This is a genomic window from Streptomyces sp. NPDC096152 (assembly GCF_044763235.1).
Classification (GTDB): domain Bacteria; phylum Actinomycetota; class Actinomycetes; order Streptomycetales; family Streptomycetaceae; genus Streptomyces.
The window spans coordinates 169,194-189,319 of record NZ_JBIWFW010000005.1 but is presented as its reverse complement, the minus strand read 5'-3'; the positions used below and the strand labels follow the sequence as shown (position 1 = coordinate 189,319).

At 73.9% G+C, this 20,126-nt stretch carries 19 protein-coding genes; 14 read left to right on the top strand and 5 right to left on the bottom strand.

Annotated features, from left to right (window positions below; genetic code table 11):
- Positions 1-64 precede the first annotated feature (64 nt).
- The 8 genes from ACIQ9G_RS18570 (at position 65) to kynU (ending at position 7,968) form a co-directional block, all read left to right on the top strand.
- Positions 65-964, top strand: coding sequence for an SRPBCC family protein (locus ACIQ9G_RS18570; RefSeq protein WP_403610441.1), 900 nt, complete (start codon positions 65-67; stop codon positions 962-964).
- A gap of 107 nt (positions 965-1,071) precedes the next feature.
- Positions 1,072-1,860, top strand: a complete 789-nt coding sequence (locus tag ACIQ9G_RS18565; RefSeq protein ID WP_403610438.1) for an aldose 1-epimerase — start codon at positions 1,072-1,074, stop codon at positions 1,858-1,860.
- Between the two features lie 10 nt (positions 1,861-1,870).
- Complete coding sequence (pyrE, locus tag ACIQ9G_RS18560) at positions 1,871-2,419, top strand: orotate phosphoribosyltransferase (RefSeq protein ID WP_403610435.1); 549 nt, start codon at positions 1,871-1,873, stop codon at positions 2,417-2,419.
- A gap of 140 nt (positions 2,420-2,559) precedes the next feature.
- Entirely contained in the window at positions 2,560-3,591 is a 1,032-nt protein-coding gene (gene fbaA / locus ACIQ9G_RS18555; protein WP_403610433.1) for a class II fructose-bisphosphate aldolase, read from the top strand.
- Between the two features lie 188 nt (positions 3,592-3,779).
- Positions 3,780-5,255 carry an MFS transporter gene (locus ACIQ9G_RS18550; RefSeq protein ID WP_403610430.1) on the top strand — a complete coding sequence of 492 codons (1,476 nt, stop codon included), beginning with the start codon at positions 3,780-3,782 and terminating at the stop codon, positions 5,253-5,255.
- A gap of 46 nt (positions 5,256-5,301) precedes the next feature.
- The gene (locus tag ACIQ9G_RS18545) at positions 5,302-5,715 is read left to right on the top strand and encodes a DUF3151 domain-containing protein (protein WP_356184711.1); all 414 of its coding nucleotides are present in this window, start codon (positions 5,302-5,304) and stop codon (positions 5,713-5,715) included.
- A 185-nt stretch (positions 5,716-5,900) separates the two neighbouring features.
- Positions 5,901-6,749 (top strand): tryptophan 2,3-dioxygenase family protein, encoded by an 849-nt coding sequence (locus ACIQ9G_RS18540; RefSeq protein ID WP_403610427.1) that lies wholly within the window; start codon positions 5,901-5,903, stop codon positions 6,747-6,749.
- Positions 6,742-7,968 carry a kynureninase gene (gene kynU, locus ACIQ9G_RS18535; RefSeq protein ID WP_403610424.1) on the top strand — a complete coding sequence of 409 codons (1,227 nt, stop codon included), beginning with the start codon at positions 6,742-6,744 and terminating at the stop codon, positions 7,966-7,968. Before ACIQ9G_RS18540 ends, kynU begins: the two co-directional genes overlap by 8 nt.
- Before the next feature lie 270 nt (positions 7,969-8,238).
- Here the strand turns inward: kynU and ACIQ9G_RS18530 are convergent, their stop codons facing one another.
- The gene (locus ACIQ9G_RS18530) at positions 8,239-8,931 is read right to left on the bottom strand and encodes a TetR/AcrR family transcriptional regulator (protein ID WP_403610421.1); all 693 of its coding nucleotides are present in this window, start codon (positions 8,929-8,931) and stop codon (positions 8,239-8,241) included.
- A 238-nt stretch (positions 8,932-9,169) separates the two neighbouring features.
- On the opposite strand from ACIQ9G_RS18530, the gene ACIQ9G_RS18525 reads away from it, so the two are divergent.
- The 4 genes from ACIQ9G_RS18525 (at position 9,170) to ACIQ9G_RS18510 (ending at position 13,690) form a co-directional block, all read left to right on the top strand.
- Positions 9,170-10,105, top strand: a complete 936-nt coding sequence (locus ACIQ9G_RS18525) for an alpha/beta hydrolase (RefSeq protein WP_403610418.1) — start codon at positions 9,170-9,172, stop codon at positions 10,103-10,105.
- A gap of 132 nt (positions 10,106-10,237) precedes the next feature.
- Positions 10,238-11,581 (top strand): sensor histidine kinase, encoded by a 1,344-nt coding sequence (locus ACIQ9G_RS18520; RefSeq protein WP_403610416.1) that lies wholly within the window; start codon positions 10,238-10,240, stop codon positions 11,579-11,581.
- The gene (locus tag ACIQ9G_RS18515) at positions 11,578-12,243 is read left to right on the top strand and encodes a response regulator (protein WP_392192284.1); all 666 of its coding nucleotides are present in this window, start codon (positions 11,578-11,580) and stop codon (positions 12,241-12,243) included. The genes ACIQ9G_RS18520 and ACIQ9G_RS18515 overlap by 4 nt, the downstream gene beginning before the upstream one ends.
- A 94-nt stretch (positions 12,244-12,337) precedes the next feature.
- The gene (locus tag ACIQ9G_RS18510) at positions 12,338-13,690 is read left to right on the top strand and encodes a cytochrome P450 (RefSeq protein WP_403610412.1); all 1,353 of its coding nucleotides are present in this window, start codon (positions 12,338-12,340) and stop codon (positions 13,688-13,690) included.
- Positions 13,691-13,695: 5 nt separating this feature from the next.
- On the opposite strand, the gene ACIQ9G_RS18505 is transcribed toward ACIQ9G_RS18510, so the two are convergent.
- Both ACIQ9G_RS18505 and ACIQ9G_RS18500 read right to left on the bottom strand, forming a co-directional pair.
- Entirely contained in the window at positions 13,696-15,309 is a 1,614-nt protein-coding gene (locus tag ACIQ9G_RS18505) for an ABC transporter permease (protein WP_403610409.1), read from the bottom strand.
- Positions 15,306-16,208 (bottom strand): ATP-binding cassette domain-containing protein, encoded by a 903-nt coding sequence (locus ACIQ9G_RS18500; protein ID WP_403610407.1) that lies wholly within the window; start codon positions 16,206-16,208, stop codon positions 15,306-15,308. The genes ACIQ9G_RS18505 and ACIQ9G_RS18500 overlap by 4 nt, the downstream gene beginning before the upstream one ends.
- Positions 16,209-16,311: 103 nt before the next feature.
- Here ACIQ9G_RS18500 and ACIQ9G_RS18495 point away from each other — a divergent pair, with 103 nt between their 5' ends.
- Positions 16,312-16,809 carry a GbsR/MarR family transcriptional regulator gene (locus tag ACIQ9G_RS18495; RefSeq protein ID WP_403610404.1) on the top strand — a complete coding sequence of 166 codons (498 nt, stop codon included), beginning with the start codon at positions 16,312-16,314 and terminating at the stop codon, positions 16,807-16,809.
- A gap of 101 nt (positions 16,810-16,910) precedes the next feature.
- Here ACIQ9G_RS18495 and ACIQ9G_RS18490 read toward each other — a convergent pair whose 3' ends face one another.
- Positions 16,911-17,765 carry a diacylglycerol kinase gene (locus ACIQ9G_RS18490; protein ID WP_403610402.1) on the bottom strand — a complete coding sequence of 285 codons (855 nt, stop codon included), beginning with the start codon at positions 17,763-17,765 and terminating at the stop codon, positions 16,911-16,913.
- Positions 17,766-17,961: 196 nt separating this feature from the next.
- Here ACIQ9G_RS18490 and ACIQ9G_RS18485 point away from each other — a divergent pair, with 196 nt between their 5' ends.
- Entirely contained in the window at positions 17,962-19,245 is a 1,284-nt protein-coding gene (locus tag ACIQ9G_RS18485; RefSeq protein WP_403610399.1) for an adenylosuccinate synthase, read from the top strand.
- A 200-nt stretch (positions 19,246-19,445) separates the two neighbouring features.
- Here the strand turns inward: ACIQ9G_RS18485 and ACIQ9G_RS18480 are convergent, their stop codons facing one another.
- Positions 19,446-20,096, bottom strand: a complete 651-nt coding sequence (locus tag ACIQ9G_RS18480; RefSeq protein WP_403611272.1) for a hypothetical protein — start codon at positions 20,094-20,096, stop codon at positions 19,446-19,448.
- Positions 20,097-20,126 lie beyond the last annotated feature (30 nt).

Below are 20,126 nucleotides of genomic sequence, written 5' to 3'. Positions count from 1 at the left end.
GCGGGAGAACGAGACGGCTACGAGGACGTATCCCCGGCCGTCAAACTGGGTACCCTCGGCTGACATGGAGCACGAGGTGTTCGTTCCGGTCCCGGCCCGGCGGCTGCGGGCGGCGCTCGCCGACCCCGCACAGGTGGCGCGCGCGGTGCCCGGGCTCCAGCGGGACGCGGGCGCCGAGCCCGTCGCCGGGCGCCTGAAGGTGCGGATCGGCGGCCATTCCATCACCTACCGGGGCGCCCTGCGGGTCTCCGCCCGCGACGACGGGTCGTACGCCGTCGAGGGCGACGCCACCGAGTCCCGGGGCACCGGTTCGGTCAAGCTCGCGCTCACGCTCCGCGTGCGGGACGCCGAGGGCGGCTGCGCGCTCGTCTTCGAGGGCACCGCCTCCGCGGACGGCCGGGTCGAGGAACTGCCCGAGGACGCGGTGCGCTCGGCGGCGATCCGGCTGCTGAACCGTTTCGCGGAGCACCTGGCCACCGGCGCCGACTCGGACTCCGACTCCGGTACCGCCTCCGCCTCCGGCACTGGCACCGGCACGGAGAGCGCGCCCGCCGAGGACACGGAGAACCAGCCCGCCGAGCCCGAGCCCGCCTCCGTGTTCGACACCGAGGTGCCCCCGCCCTCCCTCGCCCCGTCGGCGGACGAGGGCGAGGAAGAAAAAGCAGGGGAAGCGGGAGAGACGGAAGCAAGGGAAGCCGGGGGAGAGGCCTCGGAAGAAGCAGCACCGAAAGCGGCGGCAGCGCCGGCCGCCGAGCCGCCCGCCGAGGCGGCGCACGCCCGGCGGACGATGATCGGACGCAGTGCGGAGGAGGTCGACCACGCCCCGCCGCGCGGCCGTTACGCCCCCGTCCCGGCCCCGCTCACCGTCTCCTCCAGCCCCACCCTCCGCTGGGCGGCCCCCGCGGCGGCCCTGGTCGTGGCCTCGGCGATCGTCCTGGGGCGAGCCCTCAGACGCCGCCGCTGACCTCCCACCCGCACCTCCGCCCCCACCTCCGCTTCCATCCCACCCCCACCCACCGCCGGTGGCCGGGACGCGCACCGCGCTCTTGATCGGCCCAGTAGCCTCGTCGCGTGAGTAACGAAGACATCACGCTGACCGCGGGTGACGCGGAAGTGACCGTGCGGCCGGGCGACGGGGGACGGATCGGGGGGCTCCGGGTCGGGGGGCTCGAACTGCTGCGCCAGGGTGAGCGGTTCGGCTGCTTCCCGATGGTCCCCTGGTGCGGGCGCATCCGCGACGGCCGTTTCCGGGACGGTGCCGCCGTCCACCAGATGCCGCTGAACTCCCCGCCGCACGCCATCCACGGCACGGCCCGCGACGGCGCGTGGACCACCGCCCGCACCACACGGAGCGAGGCGGTCCTCACGTACGACCTCGTCGACCCCTGGCCCTACGCCGGCCGCGTCACCCAGGTGGTCGCCCTGACCGGGGACGCCCTGACGCTGACCATGTCCGTGGAGACGTACGACTCCTCGTTCCCGGCGCAGATCGGCTGGCACCCGTGGTTCAACCGCACCCTCGGCGGCGAGGGCGTGCTGATCGACTTCAGCGCCGCCTGGCAGGAGGAGCGCGGCGCGGACCACCTGCCCACCGGGCAGCGCACCGACCCCGCCCCCGGCCCCTGGGACGACTGCTTCGGGATGCCCGGCGGCGTCGACGTCACGCTCACCTGGCCGGGGCAGCTGGAGCTGAGGGTGACCAGCCCCGAGGAGTGGGTCGTCGTCTACGACGAGCAGGACGCCGCCGTGTGCGTGGAGCCGCAGACCGGCCCGCCCAACGGCCTCAACACCCTCCCGCGCCTGGTCACGCCCCTGGAGCCGCTGGAGGCCACGACCACCTGGGCCTGGCGCCGCCCTTAAGCTGGCTGCCATGAGTGACGTTCGCGGCGAGCTGCTGCAGGAGATCAAGGACAAGGCCGTGGTGCACGGCAGGGTGACCCTGTCGTCGGGCAAGGAAGCCGACTACTACATCGACCTGCGCCGCATCACGCTCGACGGCGTGGCCGCCCCGCTGGTCGGCCAGGTCATGCTCGACCTGACCGCCGACCTGGACTACGACGCGGTCGGCGGCCTCACCCTGGGCGCCGACCCGGTGGCCACCGCGATGCTGCACGCCTCCGCCGCCCGCGGCCGGACCCTGGACGCCTTCGTCGTGCGCAAGGCGGGCAAGGCGCACGGGCTGCAGCGCCGGATCGAGGGCGCCGAGGTGGCCGGCCGCCGGGTGCTGGCCGTCGAGGACACCTCCACCACGGGCGGGTCGGTGCTCACCGCGGTGGAGGCGCTGCGGGAGGCCGGCGCGGAGGTCGTCGCGGTCGCCACGATCGTGGACCGCGCGACCGGCGCGGCCGAGGCGATCGCCGAAAAGGCCGGTGTCCCCTACGTGTTCGCGTACTCGAAGGACGACCTGGGTCTCGACTGAGACCCCGGGTTATCCACAGGCTGGACAGGGTGTCCGAAGGATCCGGCTCCGTCTGCGAAGATGGGGCCGACGACGACGTCACCCCCTAGGTCAGGGCCTTCAGTACGCAGAACGCCACCCGCACATACGAGGAGCGGACCATGCCCATCGCAACCCCCGAGGTCTACAACGAGATGCTCGACCGGGCGAAGGCAGGCAAGTTCGCCTACCCGGCCATCAACGTGACGTCTTCCCAGACCCTGCACGCGGCCCTGCGCGGTTTCGCCGAGGCGGAGAGCGACGGCATCGTCCAGATCTCGACGGGTGGCGCCGAGTTCCTGGGCGGCCAGTACAGCAAGGACATGGTCACCGGCGCGGTGGCCCTGGCCGAGTTCGCGCACATCGTCGCCGAGAAGTACCCGGTCAACATCGCGCTGCACACCGACCACTGCCCGAAGGACAAGCTCGACGGGTACGTGCGTCCGCTGCTCGCGCTCTCCCAGAAGCGTGTCGAGGCCGGTCTGAACCCGCTGTTCCAGTCGCACATGTGGGACGGCTCGGCGGAGACCCTCGCGGACAACCTCGCCATCGCCCAGGAGCTGCTGGAGCAGGCCCGCGCCGCCAGGATCATCCTCGAGGTCGAGATCACCCCGACCGGCGGCGAGGAGGACGGCGTCTCCCACGAGATCAACGACTCGCTGTACACCACGGTCGAGGACGCGGTCCGCACCGCCGAGGCCCTCGGCCTGGGCGAGAAGGGCCGCTACCTGCTGGCCGCCTCCTTCGGCAACGTGCACGGCGTGTACAAGCCGGGCAACGTCGTGCTCCGCCCCGATCTGCTCAAGGAGCTCAACGAGGGTGTCGCGGCGAAGTACGGCCGGCCGTCCGGCAGCCAGCCCTTCGACTTCGTCTTCCACGGCGGTTCCGGCTCCACCGAGGAGGAGATCCGCACCGCGCTGGAGAACGGCGTCGTGAAGATGAACATCGACACGGACACCCAGTACGCCTTCACCCGCCCGGTCGCCGACCACATGTTCAGGAACTACGACGGCGTCCTGAAGGTGGACGGCGAGGTCGGCGACAAGAAGACCTACGACCCGCGCACCTGGGGCAAGCTCGCCGAGGCGTCGATGTCGCAGCGCGTCGTCCAGGGCTGCGACAACCTGCGCTCCACGGGCACGAAGATCAAGTAACCGGCGCTCCCGCACGGCCGGTGACGGCCCCGGCGCCCACGGCGCCGGGGCCGTACCCGTGCGCTGCCGGGGCCGTCCCGGTCCGCCGCCGGGGTCGTACCCCGCGTCCGCTGCCGGGGCCGTTCCCCGTCCGGCACCGCGGTTGCCGCCGTCTGGCAGCGCGAGGGCGGGCGCGGGATGATCCCTCCATGGCTGTCACCGCACAGCACGCCCCCGCCGTCAGGATCTCCACCCCCACCGGGCGCTGGATCCTCCTCACCACCGTGCTCGGCTCCAGCATGGCCCTGCTGGACTCGACGGTCGTCAACGTCGCCCTTCCCCACATCGGCCGGGACCTCGACGCGAGCCTCGCCGCCCTCCAGTGGACCGTCAACGCGTACATGCTCACGCTGGCCGGCCTGATCCTCCTCGGCGGCTCCCTCGGCGACCGCTACGGCCGCCGCAGGATCTTCGTGCTCGGCGTCCTGTGGTTCGCCGCCGCCTCCCTGCTCTGCGGCCTCGCCCCGAACGCCGGCGTCCTGGTCGCCGCCCGCGCCCTGCAGGGCATCGGCGGCGCCCTGCTCACCCCCGGCTCGCTCGCCCTCATCCAGGCCTCCTTCCACCCCGACGACCGGGCCCGGGCCGTCGGCCTGTGGTCGGGGTTCGGCGGCATCGGCGCGGCGGTCGGCCCGTTCGTCGGCGGCTGGCTGGTGGACGGCCCCGGCTGGCGCTGGGTCTTCCTGCTCAACGTGCCACTGGCCCTGGTCTGCGCCCCCGTCGCGGTGCGGCACGTGCCCGAGTCGGCGGACCCCGGCGCCCACGGCCGCTTCGACGTGCTCGGCGCGGCCCTCGGCGCCCTCTCCCTCGCGCTGGTGACGTACGCGCTGATCGAGGCGGGGCACGGGTCCGCCGCCGTGGCGCCGACCGCGGCCGCCGGAGTCGCCGCGGGCGTCGCCTTCGTGTACGTCGAGAAGCACCGCGCCACGGCGATGATGCCGCTCGACATCTTCGCCTCCCGCCAGTTCACCGCGGTCAACCTGGTCACCCTGTGCGTGTACGCGGCCTTCGGCGGCTTCTTCTTCCTCACCGCCCTCCAGCTCCAGGTCACGGTCGGCTGGTCGGCGCTCCAGGCGGGCACCGCCCTGCTGCCGACGACCGTCCTCATGCTGCTGTTCTCGGCCCGCTCGGGCGCCCTCGCGGACCGCATCGGGCCCCGCATCCCCCTCACGGTCGGCCCTCTGCTGTGCGCCGCCGCGATGCTGCTGATGTTGCGGGTCGGCGAGGGCGCGGACTATCTCACCGACGTGCTGCCCGCCCTGCTCGTGATGGGCGCCGGCATGGTCACCCTGGTCGCCCCGCTGACCGCCACCGTCCTCGCCTCCGTGGCCACCTCCCGGGCGGGGCTGGCCAGCGGCATCAACAACGCCGCCGCACGCGCGGCCGGTCTGGTCGCGGTGGCCGCGCTGCCGCTGGTCAGCGGGATGGGTCCGGAGGCCTACCGCTCGGCGTCCGCCTTCGACGCCGCCTTCCGCCGGGCCATGCCGGTCCTCGCCGGGGTGCTGGTGGCGGGGGCGGTGCTGGCCTGCGCGACGGTGCGCCGGCCGGCCCCGGACTGCCGTCACCCCGAGTGCCGCACCCACGGCTGCGTGACGGCTCCGCCGCTGGAGGACGGGCACCACGGGTGAGGACGCCGCCCGGACCGGCGCCGGGCGGATACCGCAGACTGAACCCATGAGCATTCACGAGAACCTCCTGGGCGGTCCGCCTCCCACCCACCTGCCCGACGACCCGGAGCCCCGCGAGCTCCTCGCCCGGGGCACGGCCCCCGCCGAGGTCGCCGCCCAGCACCCGGCGTCCTCGCTGGCCTGGGCGCAGCTGGCCGACGACGCCTTCGAGCGGGGCGCGGCCGTGGAGTCGTACGCGTACGCCCGGACCGGCTACCACCGGGGCCTGGACGCCCTGCGCCGCAGCGGCTGGAAGGGGCACGGGCCGGTCCCCTGGGAGCACGAGCCGAACCGCGGCTTCCTGCGCGCCCTGCACGCCCTGGCCCGCGCCGCGCAGGCGATCGGCGAGCAGGAGGAGTACGAGCGCTGCTCGCAGTTCCTGAAGGACTCCTCGCCGACGGCCGCCCAGACCCTGGGCTGACGCCCGGACCCTGGGCTGACCGGAGCACACCCGGGGCCCGCCCGCACGGCCGGGCGGGCCCCTGCCTTTCGGGCCCGACCTTGCGATCCGGGTGGGTGATGCGGAAGATGCGGGTGGGGACCGGGGCCCCCGTGCCGGCATCGGCAGGGGCGGACCGCTACCCGGAGCAACAACAGGAGACAGCGATGTCCCAACAGGCTCATCGTTCCGTGGACACGCAGGAGCCCGAGACCCCGCATCTCGACTTCGCGGGCACGACGCCGTACGAGGACTACGTCAAGGCGGACGTGCTCACCCACCTCCAGCACACCCTCTCCGACGACCCGGGAGAGATGGTCTTCCTGGTGACGACCCAGGTCATGGAGCTTTGGTTCACCGTCATCGTGCACGAGTGGGAGACCGCCGCGCGCGCCCTCCGCGAAGAGCGGGTGCCGGTGGCGATCGACGCGCTGAAGCGCTCCGTACGAGAACTGGACGCGCTGAACGCCTCCTGGAAGCCGCTCGGCCAGCTCACCCCGGCCCAGTTCAACTCCTACCGCGGCGCGCTCGGCGAGGGCTCCGGCTTCCAGTCGGCGATGTACCGGCGGATGGAGTTCCTGCTCGGCGAGAAGTCCGCGTCGATGCTCGTCCCGCACCGCGGCGCCCCGCGCGTCCACGCCGAGCTGGAGAAGGCGCTGCACGAGCCCTCCCTGTACGACGAGGTGCTGCGGCTGCTCGCCCGGCGCGGGCACGCCGTCCCGGACGAGGCGCTGCGCCGCGACGTCGCGCAGCGGTACACGCCGTCGGAGCAGGTGGAGGCCGTCTGGACCGCGATCTACGCCGGTGATGCCACCGACGAACTCGCCCGGCTCGGTGAGGCGTTGACCGATGTCGCCGAACTGGTGTGGCGGTGGCGCAACGACCACCTCGTCGCCACCCGCCGCGCGATGGGCGCCAAGCCCGGCACCGGCGGCTCCGCGGGGGTCGCCTGGCTGGAGAAGCGGGCGCAGAAGAACGTGTTCCCCGAGCTGTGGACGGCGAGGTCTCATGTCTGACCTCGTCGTTCGCGCGGGAAAGCTGGACGCCGCGGACGAACTCGCAGCGCTGCGCGACCGGTTCGTCCTCGACACCGTGTCCGATCACGCGACTGACGCCACGGGCGTCTACCTCGACGGGAACTCGCTGGGCGCGCTGCCGGCCGTCGTGCCGGGCCGGGTCGCGGACGTCGTCCGCCGCCAGTGGGGCGAACTGCGCATCCGCTCCTGGGAGGAGAGCGGCTGGTGGACGGCGCCCGAGCGGATCGGCGACCGGATCGCCCCGCTGGTCGGGGCGGCACCGGGTCAGGTCGTCGTGGGCGACTCGACCAGCGTCAACGTGTTCAAGGCGGTCGTGGCGGCGGTCCGGATGGCCCGGGAGGCGGGCGGCGACGGCCGCGACGAGATCCTCGTCGACGCCACGACCTTCCCCACGGACGGGTACATCGCCCAGTCGGCGGCCCGGATGACGGGCTGCGCGCTGCGGCCGGTGGCCCCGGCACAGGTGCCCGGCGCCCTGTCCGGGCGTACGGCCGCGGTCCTGCTGAACCACGTCGACTACCGCACCGGCCGGCTGTACGACCTGCCCTCGCTCACCGCCGCGGTGCACGCGGCGGGCGCGTACGCCGTCTGGGACCTGTGCCACAGCGCGGGCGCCCTGCCGGTGGGGCTGGACGAGCACGGGGTCGCTCTGGCGGTGGGCTGCACGTACAAGTACCTGAACGGCGGCCCCGGTTCACCCGCGTTCCTCTATGTGCGCCGGGACCTCCAGGACCGCTTCGACTCCCCGCTGCCCGGCTGGAACTCGCACGCCGAGCCGTTCGGGATGCGCCCCGAGTACGAACCGGCGGGGGGCGCGCTGCGCGGCCGGGTCGGCACCCCGGACATCCTCTCCCTGCTCGCCCTGGAGGCGGCGCTGGAGGTCTGGGACGGCGTGCGGATCGAGGCGGTCCGGGCGAAGTCCCTCGCGCTGACGGACTTCTTCCTGGAGTGCGTCGCCGCCTATGTCCCGGCCGGGCGCGTGGAGTCGGTGACGCCGTCCGCCCACGCCGAGCGGGGCAGCCAGATCGCGCTGCGCTGCCCGGACGCCGGGGACGTGATGAAACGGCTCATCGCGCGCGGGGTGGTCGGCGACTTCCGCCACCCGGACGTGCTCCGCTTCGGCTTCACCCCGCTGTACGTCGGTTTCGCCGACACGGAACGGGCGGCGCGGGTGCTGGCGGAGACGCTGGCGGAGTAGCCACCGGCAAGGCGGTGCCGGACGCGACCCGGTGGCGTGCGCCGGGTCGCGCCGGGCCATGGCACCGGCCGGCCGGGCATCCCCTGGCGGGGGTGCTCTGGCTGTGTCGGTCATGCGCACAGGCCTGCGGGGCATCCCCTGGCGGGGTGTTCCGGCTGGGCCGGTCATGCGCACGGCGGGGCATCCCCCGGCGGGGGTGCTCCGGCTGTGCCGGTCACGCGCACCGGCCTGCGGGGCATCCCCCTGGCGGGCGTGCTCCGGCTGTGCCGGTCAGGTTTCCCTGACGTACACCCCCGCCGTCGCGGCGGCGTACGCGGCGCGGGCCGCCTGGTCGGCGGCGGGGGCGCCGGGAGGCGTGCCGGTGGTCAGGAGGGTGTAGTACAGGGGCGCCGAGACCGCCCGGACGACCGCCGCCGCGTCCGTGCCCGCCGGCGCCTCGCCGCGGGCCACCGCCTGCTCGACGCACGGCGCCCACTCGGCGATCCGCACCTCGTAGAACCGGCGCAGTGCCCCGGCGGTCCGGTCGTCGCAGGTCGCGGCGGCGATGACCGCCCGGAACAGCGCGCCCTGGCGCGGGTCCGCCAGGGTCCGCCGCACCAGCGCGGCGTTGGCCCGCAGGTCGTCCAGGAGCGACCCGGTCTCCGTGCGCGGCAGCGACTCCTCGGCCATCTCCGCGAGCAGGTCGGCGACCAGGCCCGTCACCGACCCCCAGCGCCGGTACACGGTCGTCCTGCCGACCTCGGCCCGCCGGGCCACGTCCGCGAGGTCGAGATGGGCGAACCCCTGCTCGGCCAGTACGTCTCCGGCCGCGCGCAGGACGGCCGCCCGCACCCGGGCGGTACGGCCGCCGGGGCGCACGGTGCCGGGTTCGGCGGAGGGCGCCGAGCCGGGCTCGCCGTGCCGTGCGGTGCCGGGAGGGGCGGAGGGCGCCGACGGGCGTGCGGTGCCGGACTCGGCGGGCATGGCGCCTCCTCGGGTGGCCGGACGGCAGGACGGCCGGATGTGCGGATGTGTGGTCGGGGCCTGGCGGCGGGTACGTCGTCAGCGTAACGAGGTGGCTGACGAGACGGCAGAGCCGTTTGGACCCTCACCGAGCGTGACCTCCCCTTGTCCGCCCACGTCACCGGCCTGGTACCGTCCCCGCCAACGGCCGATTCACTCCTGGTCCGTCAAGTACGTTCCGTTACTGAGAGGTTGGAGCATGTCGGACGCCGCCCCACCCAGCGATGCCGCCGAGCCGGAGAACACCACCGGCCGGGACGCCGCGGCACGGGACGCCGCGGAGGAGGAGTCGGCCTTCTCGCACCCGCCCGTCGACCCCGACGCCACCGCCGCGTACGGCGAGCACCCCGACCAGGTGATCGACTTCTACGCCCCGCGCGGCTCCGGCGCCGCGGCGCCCCCTGCCCTCGCCCCGCTCGTCGTGGTCCTGCACGGCGGCGCCTGGCGGGCCCCGTACGACCGGCGGCACATCAGCCCCTTCGCCGACTTCCTGGCCCGCCGGGGCTTCGCCGTGGCCAGCGTCGAGTACCGGCGCGGCGCCGACGCCCCGGACCGGCCGGGCGAGGCCCCGGTCGCGGGCCGCTGGCCGGACACCTTCGACGACGTGGCGGCCGCGCTGGACGCCCTGCCCGCGCTCGTACGGGACGCGCTCCCGCAGGCCGACCCGGGCCGCACGGTGCTCACCGGGCACTCGGCGGGCGGCCAGCTCGCGCTGTGGGCCGCCGCCCGGCACGTGCTCCCCGCCGACGCGCCCTGGCGCATCGACGGCCCCGCGCCCCTGCGCGGTGTGGTGGCCCTCGCGCCGATCGCCGACTTCGCGGTCGCCGAGAAGCTGGACGTGTGCGGCGGCGCCTCCGGGCAACTCCTCGGCGGCGCGGAGCAGTTCCCGCTGCGGCAGCCGTACGCCGACCCGGCCCTGCTGCTGCCGACCGGCATCGCGACGACGCTGGTGCAGGGGCGGACCGACGTGGTCGTGCCGCAGGCGGTGGCCGAGTCCTACGCGGAGGCGGCGGCGAAGGCCGGCGAGGTGGTGGGCCTGACCCTGCTGGAGGGCGCCGGACACTTCCCGCTGATCGACCCGGCGGCGTACGCGTGCGCGGTGGTGGCGGAGGAGATCGCCCAACTGGCGTGGTGAGCGGGCGGCGTCGCGGCGCGCGGGCAGTCGGGCAGGCGCGCGGGCAGGCCGGCGGGTAGTACCTGAGAAGGATGCCGAAGGCCCCTCTCACAGGTGACGACCCCGGGCCCGCCCCCGCCTACCGTTTCCACCGTGACCGAGACGACCCAGACGCAGCCGCCGGACGGCGCGTTCCGCCCGTACATCCCGCGCAGCCCGGAGTACCGGGCGGCAGCGCAGGCACTGCGCGGACTGCGGCAGGACCTGTTCCACGACGCGTTCGCCTACCGCCCGCTGCCCCGCGCGAGCGCCGACGGCCCGCTGGGCAGGCGGCTGTCCGGTCGCACCCGAAGGTACGCGGCCTGGCGGCCGCACGCCCTGGTGGCGGCGGCCGGAGCGCTGGCGATGCTCGTCGCCCTGGCGGCCCAGGCCGAAGGCCCGGCGGGCCTGGTGACCGGTCTGCTGGCGCTTGTCCCGGTGCTGCTGACCCTGGTCCGCCCGGTCGGCGCCTTCTGGGTGTCCCTGACGGCGGCCGCGGCCTCGTCGGTGATCTCCGGCGGTTTCGGCGACTGGCCGTGGCAGCCCGGCAGCATCGTCTCGCACCTGACGGTGCTCACCGTGGTGGCGATCCGCACCAGGCCGCGCACGGCGGCGTGGATGTGGGTGCTCACCGCGGCCTACTCCTTCCTCGCCGAGGGCCTGTTCGGCTACCGCTTCAGCACCAACTCGGCGCCGGTGCTGGCCGTCTCCGCGCTCGCGCTGCTGGCCGTCACCGTCTGGCACGTCCGCCGCAGCGCCGAGCAGGAGGTGACCGCCCAGCAGTCGGTGACCGCGCACGAGCGCTCCCGCCGCACCCTCCTGGAGGAGCGCACCACCATCGCGCGGGAGCTGCACGACGTGGTGGCGCACCACATGTCCGTGGTCGCCATCCAGGCCGAGGCCGCCCCCTACCGGGTGGAGAACCCGCCGCCGGAGCTGGAGAAGGCCTTCGCCACCATCCGGGAGAACGCGGTGGCCGCGCTGACCGAACTGCGCCGGGTGCTCGGCGTCGTCCGCGCGGAGAACTACGCGGCGCCGGACGCCCCGCAGCCCACGCTCGCCGATCTCGGCACCCTGCTGGCGAACGTGCGGGAGGCGGGCCTGGACGTGGAGCGGGCGGTGACCGGCGCGGTCCGTGAACTCCCGCAGGGCGTCGAGCTGTCGGCGTACCGGATCGTGCAGGAGGCGCTGAGCAACACCCTGCGGCACGCGCCCGGCGCGAGCGCCCGCGTGGAGGTCGGCTACGTCCTCGGCGGGCTCGGCCTGCGCGTCGTCAACGGCCCGCCGCCCGGTCCGGCGCCGCTGCGGCCGTCGCCCGGCGCCGGACACGGCATCACCGGCATGAGGGAGCGGGTGGCCATGCTGAACGGCGAGATGACGGCGGGGCCGGCACCGGACGGCGGATACGAGGTGGCGGTGTTCCTGCCGGTGCCGCCCGCGGGCGAGGATGCGGCATGACGATCCGCGTGCTGATCGCGGACGATCAGATGATGGTGCGCGAGGGCTTCTCGGTCCTGCTGAACGCGATGCCGGACATCGAGGTCGTCGGCGAGGCCGTCAACGGGCGCGAGGCCGTGGACCGGGTCCGCGAACTCGCCCCGGACGTGGTGCTGATGGACATCCGTATGCCGGAGCTGAACGGCATCGAGGCGACCCGGGAGATCGTCGCCGCGGACGGTACGGCGAAGGTGCTGGTGCTGACCACCTTCGACCTGGACGAGTACGTGTACCAGGCGCTGCGGGCGGGCGCCTCCGGGTTCCTGCTCAAGGACGCCTCGGCGAGGCAACTCGCGGACGGCGTACGGGTGGTGGCGGCCGGTGAGGCCCTGCTCGCGCCCTCGGTCACCCGGCGGCTGATCACGGAGTTCTCGAAGCTGGCCGACGTCCCGCGCCCGACCCCGGCCGGCCCGGGGGCGTACGGCGAGCTCACCGAGCGGGAGACGGAGGTGCTGGTGCTCATCGCGCAGGGCCTGTCGAACGCGGAGATCGCCGAGCGGCTGGTGGTCGCCGAGTCGACCATCAAGACCCATGTGAGCCGGATCCTGGTGAAGCTGGGCCTGCGCGACCGCACCCAGGCGGCGGTGTTCGCCTACGAGGCGAGGCTGGTCACACCGGGCTGAGCCCGGCACACCGGGGACCGTCCGGACCGGGGGAGCCCTGGTCGGACCCGGGGAGCCCTGGTCGGACCGGGGGCGGCCGGGCTAGCGTCCGTCCATGGCAGCAGCTTCCGAACCCGCCTCCGGCCCCGCCCCCGAACCCGCCTCCGGCCCCGCCCCCGAACCCGCCTCCGGCCCCGCCCCCGAACCCGCCTCCGGCCCCGCCCCCGAACCCGCCTCCGGCCCGGCCTCCGGCCCGGCCTCCGGCCTCGCCTTCGACCCCTGGGACCCGGCCTTCCTCGCCGATCCGTACCCGGCGTACGCCGAGCTGCGGGCCCGGGGCCGGGTGCTCCACTACGCGCTGACCGACCAGTGGCTTGTCCCGCACCACGCGGACGTCTCGGCGCTGCTGCGGGACCGCAGGCTGGGCCGGACGTACCGGCACCGGTTCACGCACGAGGACTTCGGCCGCACCGCGCCCCCGGCGGAACACGAGCCGTTCCACGTCCTCAACGACCACGGGATGCTCGACCTCGAACCGCCGGACCACACCCGCATCCGGCGCCTGGTGTCCAAGGCGTTCACCCCGCGCACGGTGGAGCGGCTCCGGCCGTACGTCCACGGCCTGGCGGACGACCTGGTCTCCGCCCTGGTGGAGGCGGGCGGCGGCGACCTGCTGACGGACGTCGCGGAGCCGCTGCCGGTCGCGGTGATCGCCGAGATGCTCGGCATCCCCGAGCCGGACCGGGGGCTGCTGCGCCCCTGGTCGGCGGACATCTGCGGGATGTACGAGCTCAACCCGTCCGGGGAGACGGCCGAGCGGGCGGTGCGGGCGTCGGTGGAGTTCTCCGACTACCTGCGCGAGCTGATCGCGGCCCGCCGCGCGGAGCCCGGCGAGGACCTGATCTCCGGCCTGATCGCGGCGCACGACGAGGGCGACCGCCTGACGGAGCAGGAGATGATCTCCACGGCGGTCCTCCTCCTCAACGCCGGGCACGAGGCCACGGTGAACGCCACGGTCAACGGCTGGTGGGCCCTGTTCCGCAACCCGGACCAGCTCGCGGCCCTGCGCGCGGACCACTCCCTGGTCCCGTCCGCCGTCGAGGAGCTGATGCGCTACGACACCCCGCTCCAGCTCTTCGAGCGCTGGGTCCTGGACGAGATCGAGATCGACGGCACGACGGTCCCGAGGGGCGCGGAGATCGCCATGCTCTTCGGCTCCGCCAACCACGACCCGGCGGTGTTCGGCGACCCCGCCCGGCTCGACCTCACCCGCCGGGACAACCCGCACATCTCCTTCAGCGCCGGCATCCACTACTGCATCGGCGCCCCCCTGGCCCGCATGGAGCTGGCCGCCTCGATGACGGCCCTCCTGAAGAAGGCCCCCACCCTCACCGCGGCCGCGGAACCGAAACGCAAGCCGAACTTCGTGATCCGCGGCCTGGAGGGCTTGGACGTCGAGGTGGGGTGATCCCGTCAGGTGGTCATGTCCCGCCCGCGCAGACCGGCCAGGCCCGCGCTCGTCAGCAGCGCGGCCAGGGCCGTGAGGAGGAGTACCGGGCCCCACTGCATCTGTCCGCCCGGCAGTTTCGGCAGGTGGGCGAAGGGGGAGAGGTCCAGGACCAGTCGGGGGGCGTTCAGGGCCGGGCCGACCCAGCCGATCAGGAGGACGGCCACCGCTACGCCCCAGGCCGCCGTCGCCGCGCGGGGGGCGAGGCCGTACAGCAGGAGCGTCAGCCCGCCGATCACCCACACCGCCGGGAGCTGCACCAGGCAGGCGCCCAGGATCGGTCCGGCCTCCCTGCCGTAGCCGATGGCGAGGCCCAGGCCCGCCAGGAGCATGATCAGGACGGTCCCGCCGAAGGCGATCACCAGATGGCCGGCGGCCCAGCGCAGCCGCCCCACTGGGGCCGCCAGCAGCGGTTCCGCGCGGCCCGAGGTCTCCTCGCCGTGCAGGCGCAGCACGGACCCCACGACGTAGAGGGCGGCGATCAGGCCGAGCATCCCGACCATCGCGGCGAGGAACATGTCCGTGAGGGCGCTCTGCCCGCCCATCCGCGCGAAGATCTCCCGCGCCCGGTCGTTGTCGCGGACCAGGTCGGCCGCGCCGTCCGTCATCCCGCCGTACACCACCCCGGCGAGGAGGAAGCCCAGCGACCAGCCGATCACGCCGCCGCGCTGGAGCCGCCAGGCCAGCGCGCCGGCCGTGCCCAGGCGGCCGGCGGCGGGGCCGGGGAGGGTGGGCAGGAAGCTCATGCCGACGTCCCGGCGCCCGGCGAGCTGGTACGCCAGCGCGCCCTGGACCAGCACCGCCGCCGCGAACAGCACCAGCACCCACCACCGCTCGCCGGCGAAGGACCGCTGGTTCTCCAGCCAGCCCAGCGGCGACAGCCAGGTCGGCACGGACGAGCCGTCGGCCCTCGCGGAGTCGCCCGCCGCGCGCAGCACGAACGCGGCACCCAGCACCGCCGCCGTCAGCCCGCGGGCGAGGCGCGCGCTCTCGGTCAGCTGGGCGACGACCGCCGCCGTCGTGGCGAAGACCATGCCGACCCCGGCCAGGCCGAGCCCGAAGGACAGCGCCCCCGCGCCGCCCTGCCCGGCCAGGCCCGCCGTGACCAGCAGGGCCAGGGCCGCGTTCGCGACGGCCGCGGCGAGCAGCGCCGCCGTGAGGGAGGCGCGGCGGCCCACCGCCCCCGACGCCAACAGCTCCTGCCGGCCGCTCTCCTCCTCGTCGCGGGTGTGCCGGACGACGATCAGCAGGCTCGTCACGGCGCCGAGCGCGGCGGCGTAGACGCCAACGCGCCAGGCGGTCAGGGCGCCGATCGAGGTGTCGAAGACCGGGCCGATCAGGGCGCGGAAGGAGGCGTTGGCCTCCATCTGCCGCAGCAGGCCCTCGCGTTGGGCGGTGGTGCCGTACAGGCTGCGCAGCGTGTTCGGCATGGAGAGGATCATGACCGCGTTCACCGCGACCCAGACCGGGATCAGCACCCGGTCGCGGCGCAGGGCGAAGCGCAACAGCACTCCCGTGCCCGCGAGTTGGCGGGTGCCGCGGGGCCGCACCGTCGGACGCGGTGTCGCCGTCGCGGTCATCGGGGCACCTCGCCGAGGTCGTCCTGGTAGTGGCGCAGGAACAGCTCCTCCAGGGTGGGCGGCTTGGAGGTCAGGGAGCGCACGCCCGACTCGCCGAGCTGCCGGAGTACGCCGTCCAGCCGGTCGGTGTCGACCTGGAGCCGCACCCGGCTGCCCCGGACGTCGAGGTCGTGGACGCCGGGGAGCCGGGACAGCCCGTTCGGCGGGCCCGCGAGCTCGGCCGTCACGCTGGTGCGGGTGAGATGGCGCAGGTCGGCGAGCGAGCCGCTCTCCACGGTGCGCCCCTTGCGGATGATGCTCACCCGGTCGCACAGCTCCTCGACCTCGCTGAGGATGTGGGAGGAGAGCAGGATGGTCCGCCCGCGCCCGCGTTCCTCCTCGACGCACCGCTGGAAGACCTCCTCCATCAGCGGGTCGAGGCCCGTCGTCGGCTCGTCCAGGATCAGCAGGTCGACGTCCGAGGCGAAGGCGGCGACCAGGGCGACCTTCTGCCGGTTGCCCTTGGAGTACGTCCGCCCCTTCTTCGTCGGATCCAGTTCGAACCGCTCGGTCAGCTCCGCGCGCCGCCCCCGGTCGAGCCCTCCGCGCAGCCGCCCGTACAGGTCGATGACCTCGCCGCCGGAGAGGTTGCGCCACAGGGTCACGTCGCCGGGGACGTAGGCGATCCGGCGGTGCACCTCCACGGCGTCCTTCCACGGGTCGTGGCCCAGCACCTGCGCGGCGCCCGCGTCGGCGCGCAGCAGGCCGAGCAGGACCCGGATGGTGGTGGACTTGCCGGAGCCGTTGGGGCCGAGGAAGCCGTGCACCTCACCGGTCTCGACCTCCAGGTCGAGCCCGTCCAGCGCGTGCGTCCGGCCGAAGGACTTGTGCAGTCCGGAGACGGTGATGGCCTTCGTCATGCTCCAGAACGTACGCTTCTTTCAGAAATTTGTGAAGTTAAAGAAGGATGGAAACCTTCCGGTAGACTGTGGGAGGCGTCTGAACAGGGGAGATGATCCGGACATGACGGAGCCGAAGGCGGTGGGGCGTGACCCCGAGTCCGTGTCGCGGTTCGTGGAGCACTTCGCGGCACAGCTCGTCGAGGCCGGCCTGCCCCGGATGCCCGGACGGGTCTTCGCGGCGCTGCTCGCCTCCGACACCGGCGCCCTGACCTCCGCCGAGCTGGGGGAGCAGCTGCAGGTCAGCCCCGCGGCCGTCTCGGGGGCGGTGCGCTATCTGGCCCAGGTGCACATGGTGTCGCGCGAGCGGGCGCCCGGCTCGCGCCGGGAGCGGTACCGGGTCCACGGCGACCAGTGGTACGAGGCGCTGACCAACCGCGAGGCCATCATCAAGCGGTGGGAGGACGCCCTGCGCGAGGGTGTGACCAGTCTCGGCGCGGACACCCCGGCGGGCCGCCGGCTGGCCGAGACGCTGGCCTTCTTCGAGTTCGTCGAGCACGAGGTCGAGGCCATGATGGAGCGCTGGCGAGTCCACCGGGAACGGCTCTTCGGCCAGGACTAGGTGTGCTGTCCCGGGACGCCCGTCCGGCCGATCGTGCCGCGGACGGGCGGGCTGCCCCGGCTCACCCGGGATCACCCCGGCTCAATCCAGCTCGTCCCGGATCACCCCGGCACGGGCAGCGTCAGCCGCCAGGCCTCCTCCCGTACCGTCCACGTCCGGGTCCGCACCGGGCCCGACAGCACCGTGTCCGCCCGGTAGCGGAAGTCCGCGCCCGACACCGTCACCGTCCGGCCCTCCGCCCGCACCGGCGAGGCCTCCGCCCCCACCGACAGCGGCCGGATCTCCACCTCCGCCAGCCCCGGGGCGCCCGGGGAGACCGACACCGCCTCCACGGGGTGGTCCAGGTCCATCACCGTCCGCCCGTCGACCTCCACCCGCAGCCGGGAGGGGCTGGGCCCGGTGAGTGTCGTCGTCCGGGGCGGGCGGGTCACCAGCGTCCGCACGAGGGACTGGCAGGTCCGCAGCCAGGGGTGGGCCGGCTCCGCGGAGACCGCCGCGGCAGCCGCCCCGGCGGGCACCTCCCGCAGGGAGAGCGGCGGGATGCGCAGCGCGCCCAGAACCACCCCGTCGCTGTCGTCGACGAGCAGGTCGAGCCGTCGTTCGGCCCCGTCGAGCACCGCCCGCGCCGCGGCGACCGCCCCGGCCGGCACGCCCAGCGAGCGGGTCAGGGACAGCACGCCCCCGACCGGCACCACCGACAGCGCGCACGCCGCCAGCTCCCGCTGCCGGTGGAGCAGGGCCACGGCCCGCAGCAGCGCCCGGTCGTCGCCCACCACCACGGGCCGGCGCGAGCCGCGCCGCGCCAGTGCGCGGGCGAATTCCTCGGGCCCCTCCGGCAGGCACACCTTGGCGGCCGCACCCGCGCTGAGCACGTCCTTCGCGATGCGTACGGACTCGCCGTCGGTCCTTCGGGCGACCGGGTCGATGACCACCAGCAACGGGTCGGAAGTCGCCACCTCGGTCCTGCCTCGCTTCCTCGGGTAGCATCTTTGTGCAAGAGCCCCTTGCGCTATTGCGCCAGGGGCTTCGTCTATTCCGGGGCATCCGGTCCGACGGTTGTGCGACCAATGGCGGTCGCGGTGCACGCGGCGGTGAACCCTACGCGTTCGCCCCTGACCTTGGACATGCCCCGCCCGGAAGGGGTGTACGCGCGTGCCCGCACTTGTGCTGCTCGGTGCTCAGTGGGGTGACGAAGGCAAGGGGAAGGCCACCGACTTGCTCGGTGGATCGGTGGATTATGTGGTGCGCTACCAGGGCGGCAACAACGCCGGCCACACGGTGGTCGTGGGCGATCAGAAGTACGCCCTGCACCTTCTCCCCTCCGGCATTCTGTCGCCCGGTTGTACGCCCGTCATCGGCAACGGCGTCGTCGTCGACCCGTCGGTCCTGCTCTCCGAGCTGAGCGGTCTGAACGAGCGCGGCGTGGACACGTCCAAGCTGCTGATCAGCGGCAACGCGCACGTCATCACGCCGTACAACGTGACCGTCGACAAGGTGACCGAGCGCTTCCTCGGCAAGCGCAAGATCGGCACCACCGGGCGCGGCATCGGCCCCACCTACGCGGACAAGATCAACCGCGTCGGCATCCGCGTGCAGGACCTCTACGACGAGTCGATCCTCACGCAGAAGGTCGAGGCGGCCCTCGACGCCAAGAACCAGATCCTCACCAAGCTCTACAACCGGCGCGCGATCGCCGTGGACCAGGTGGTCGAGGAGCTGCTGGGCTACGCCGAGCAGATCAAGCCGTACGTCGCGGACACCGTGCTGGTCCTCAACCAGGCGCTGGAAGACGACAAGGTGGTCCTCTTCGAGGGCGGCCAGGGCACGCTCCTGGACATCGACCACGGCACGTACCCCTTCGTGACCTCCTCCAACCCGACCGCGGGCGGCGCCTGCACGGGCGCCGGTGTCGGCCCGACGAAGATCAGCCGGGTCATCGGCATCCTGAAGGCCTACACGACCCGCGTCGGCTCGGGCCCCTTCCCGACCGAGCTGTTCGACGAGGACGGCGAGGCGCTGCGCCGGATCGGCGGCGAGCGGGGCGTGACGACGGGCCGGGACCGCCGCTGCGGCTGGTTCGACGCGGTGATCGCCCGCTACGCGACCCGGGTCAACGGCCTGACCGACTTCTTCCTCACCAAGCTCGACGTCCTCACCGGCTGGGAGCAGATCCCGGTCTGCGTCGCCTACGAGATCGACGGCCGGCGCGTCGAGGAGCTGCCGTACTCCCAGACCGACTTCCACCACGCGAAGCCCGTCTACGAGTACCTCCCCGGCTGGCAGGAGGACATCTCGAAGGCCAAGACCTTCGGCGACCTGCCGAAGAACGCCCAGGCCTACGTCAAGGCCCTGGAGGAGATGTCCGGCGCCCCGATCTCCGCGATCGGCGTGGGCCCGGGCCGCGACGAGACGATCGAGATCAACTCGTTCCTCTAGTCCGCTCCGCCGCCCGCCCCCTCCACAGGGTGTGGACACGCCCCCGGCGAGGCTCCGGCCGAACCGGGGGCGCGGTCGTGCCGTCCCGGTCCGGCCGTCTCCGTCGTCCTAGTACGGCCGTCGTCTCAGTACGGCCGTCGTCTCAGTACGGCCACCGTCTGAGTACGGCCGGCCGTCTCGGTCCGGCCGTCTCCGCCGTCTCAGCTGAAGACGATCATCGAGCCCTGGGCCAGGCTGCGGGTCGCCGCCTGGTGCAGCCCCAGCCAGACGTGCCGCTCCCGGGCGAAGGGGCTGGGATCGTACGGCGCGGGGGCGGCCGGCTGCTCCAGCTCGGTCGGCGCGGCCGGGGGTTCGGGGGCCGCCGGGGGATTGGCCGGGTCGATCCCGATGGCCGGGGCGACGTACTCCAGCTCCCGCAGCAGCGCCTGCGAGGAACCCAGCGGGCCCCCGCCGGCGAGCAGTTCGTCGTTGGACAGCGGCTGCGGGAAGTCGAGCGGGACGTAGGCGCCGGCGTGGTCGTAGTGCCAGACCAGGTGGGACTGCTGCGCCGTCGTCTCGAACATCTCCAGCAACTGCTCGTAGTCGCCGCCGAGTTCGTCGACCGGTGTCAGCGGCAGACCGCAGACCTGCAGCAGATGGGCGCGGCGCAGGAAGTGCAGCGCGTCGTAGTCGAAGCCCGCCACCGGCGCGACGTCCCCGGACAGGCCCGGCATGTACTGGTACACCGGCACCGGCGGGAGCCCGCTCTCGGCGAGCACCTTGTTGTACTGCGCGAGTTCCTCGGCGAACGGGTTGTCGGGGGTGTGGCACAACACGTCGACGAGCGGTACCAGCCACAGGTCACAGGCCAAAGAGGGCTCCTCGGTCGCACGATGGTGCAC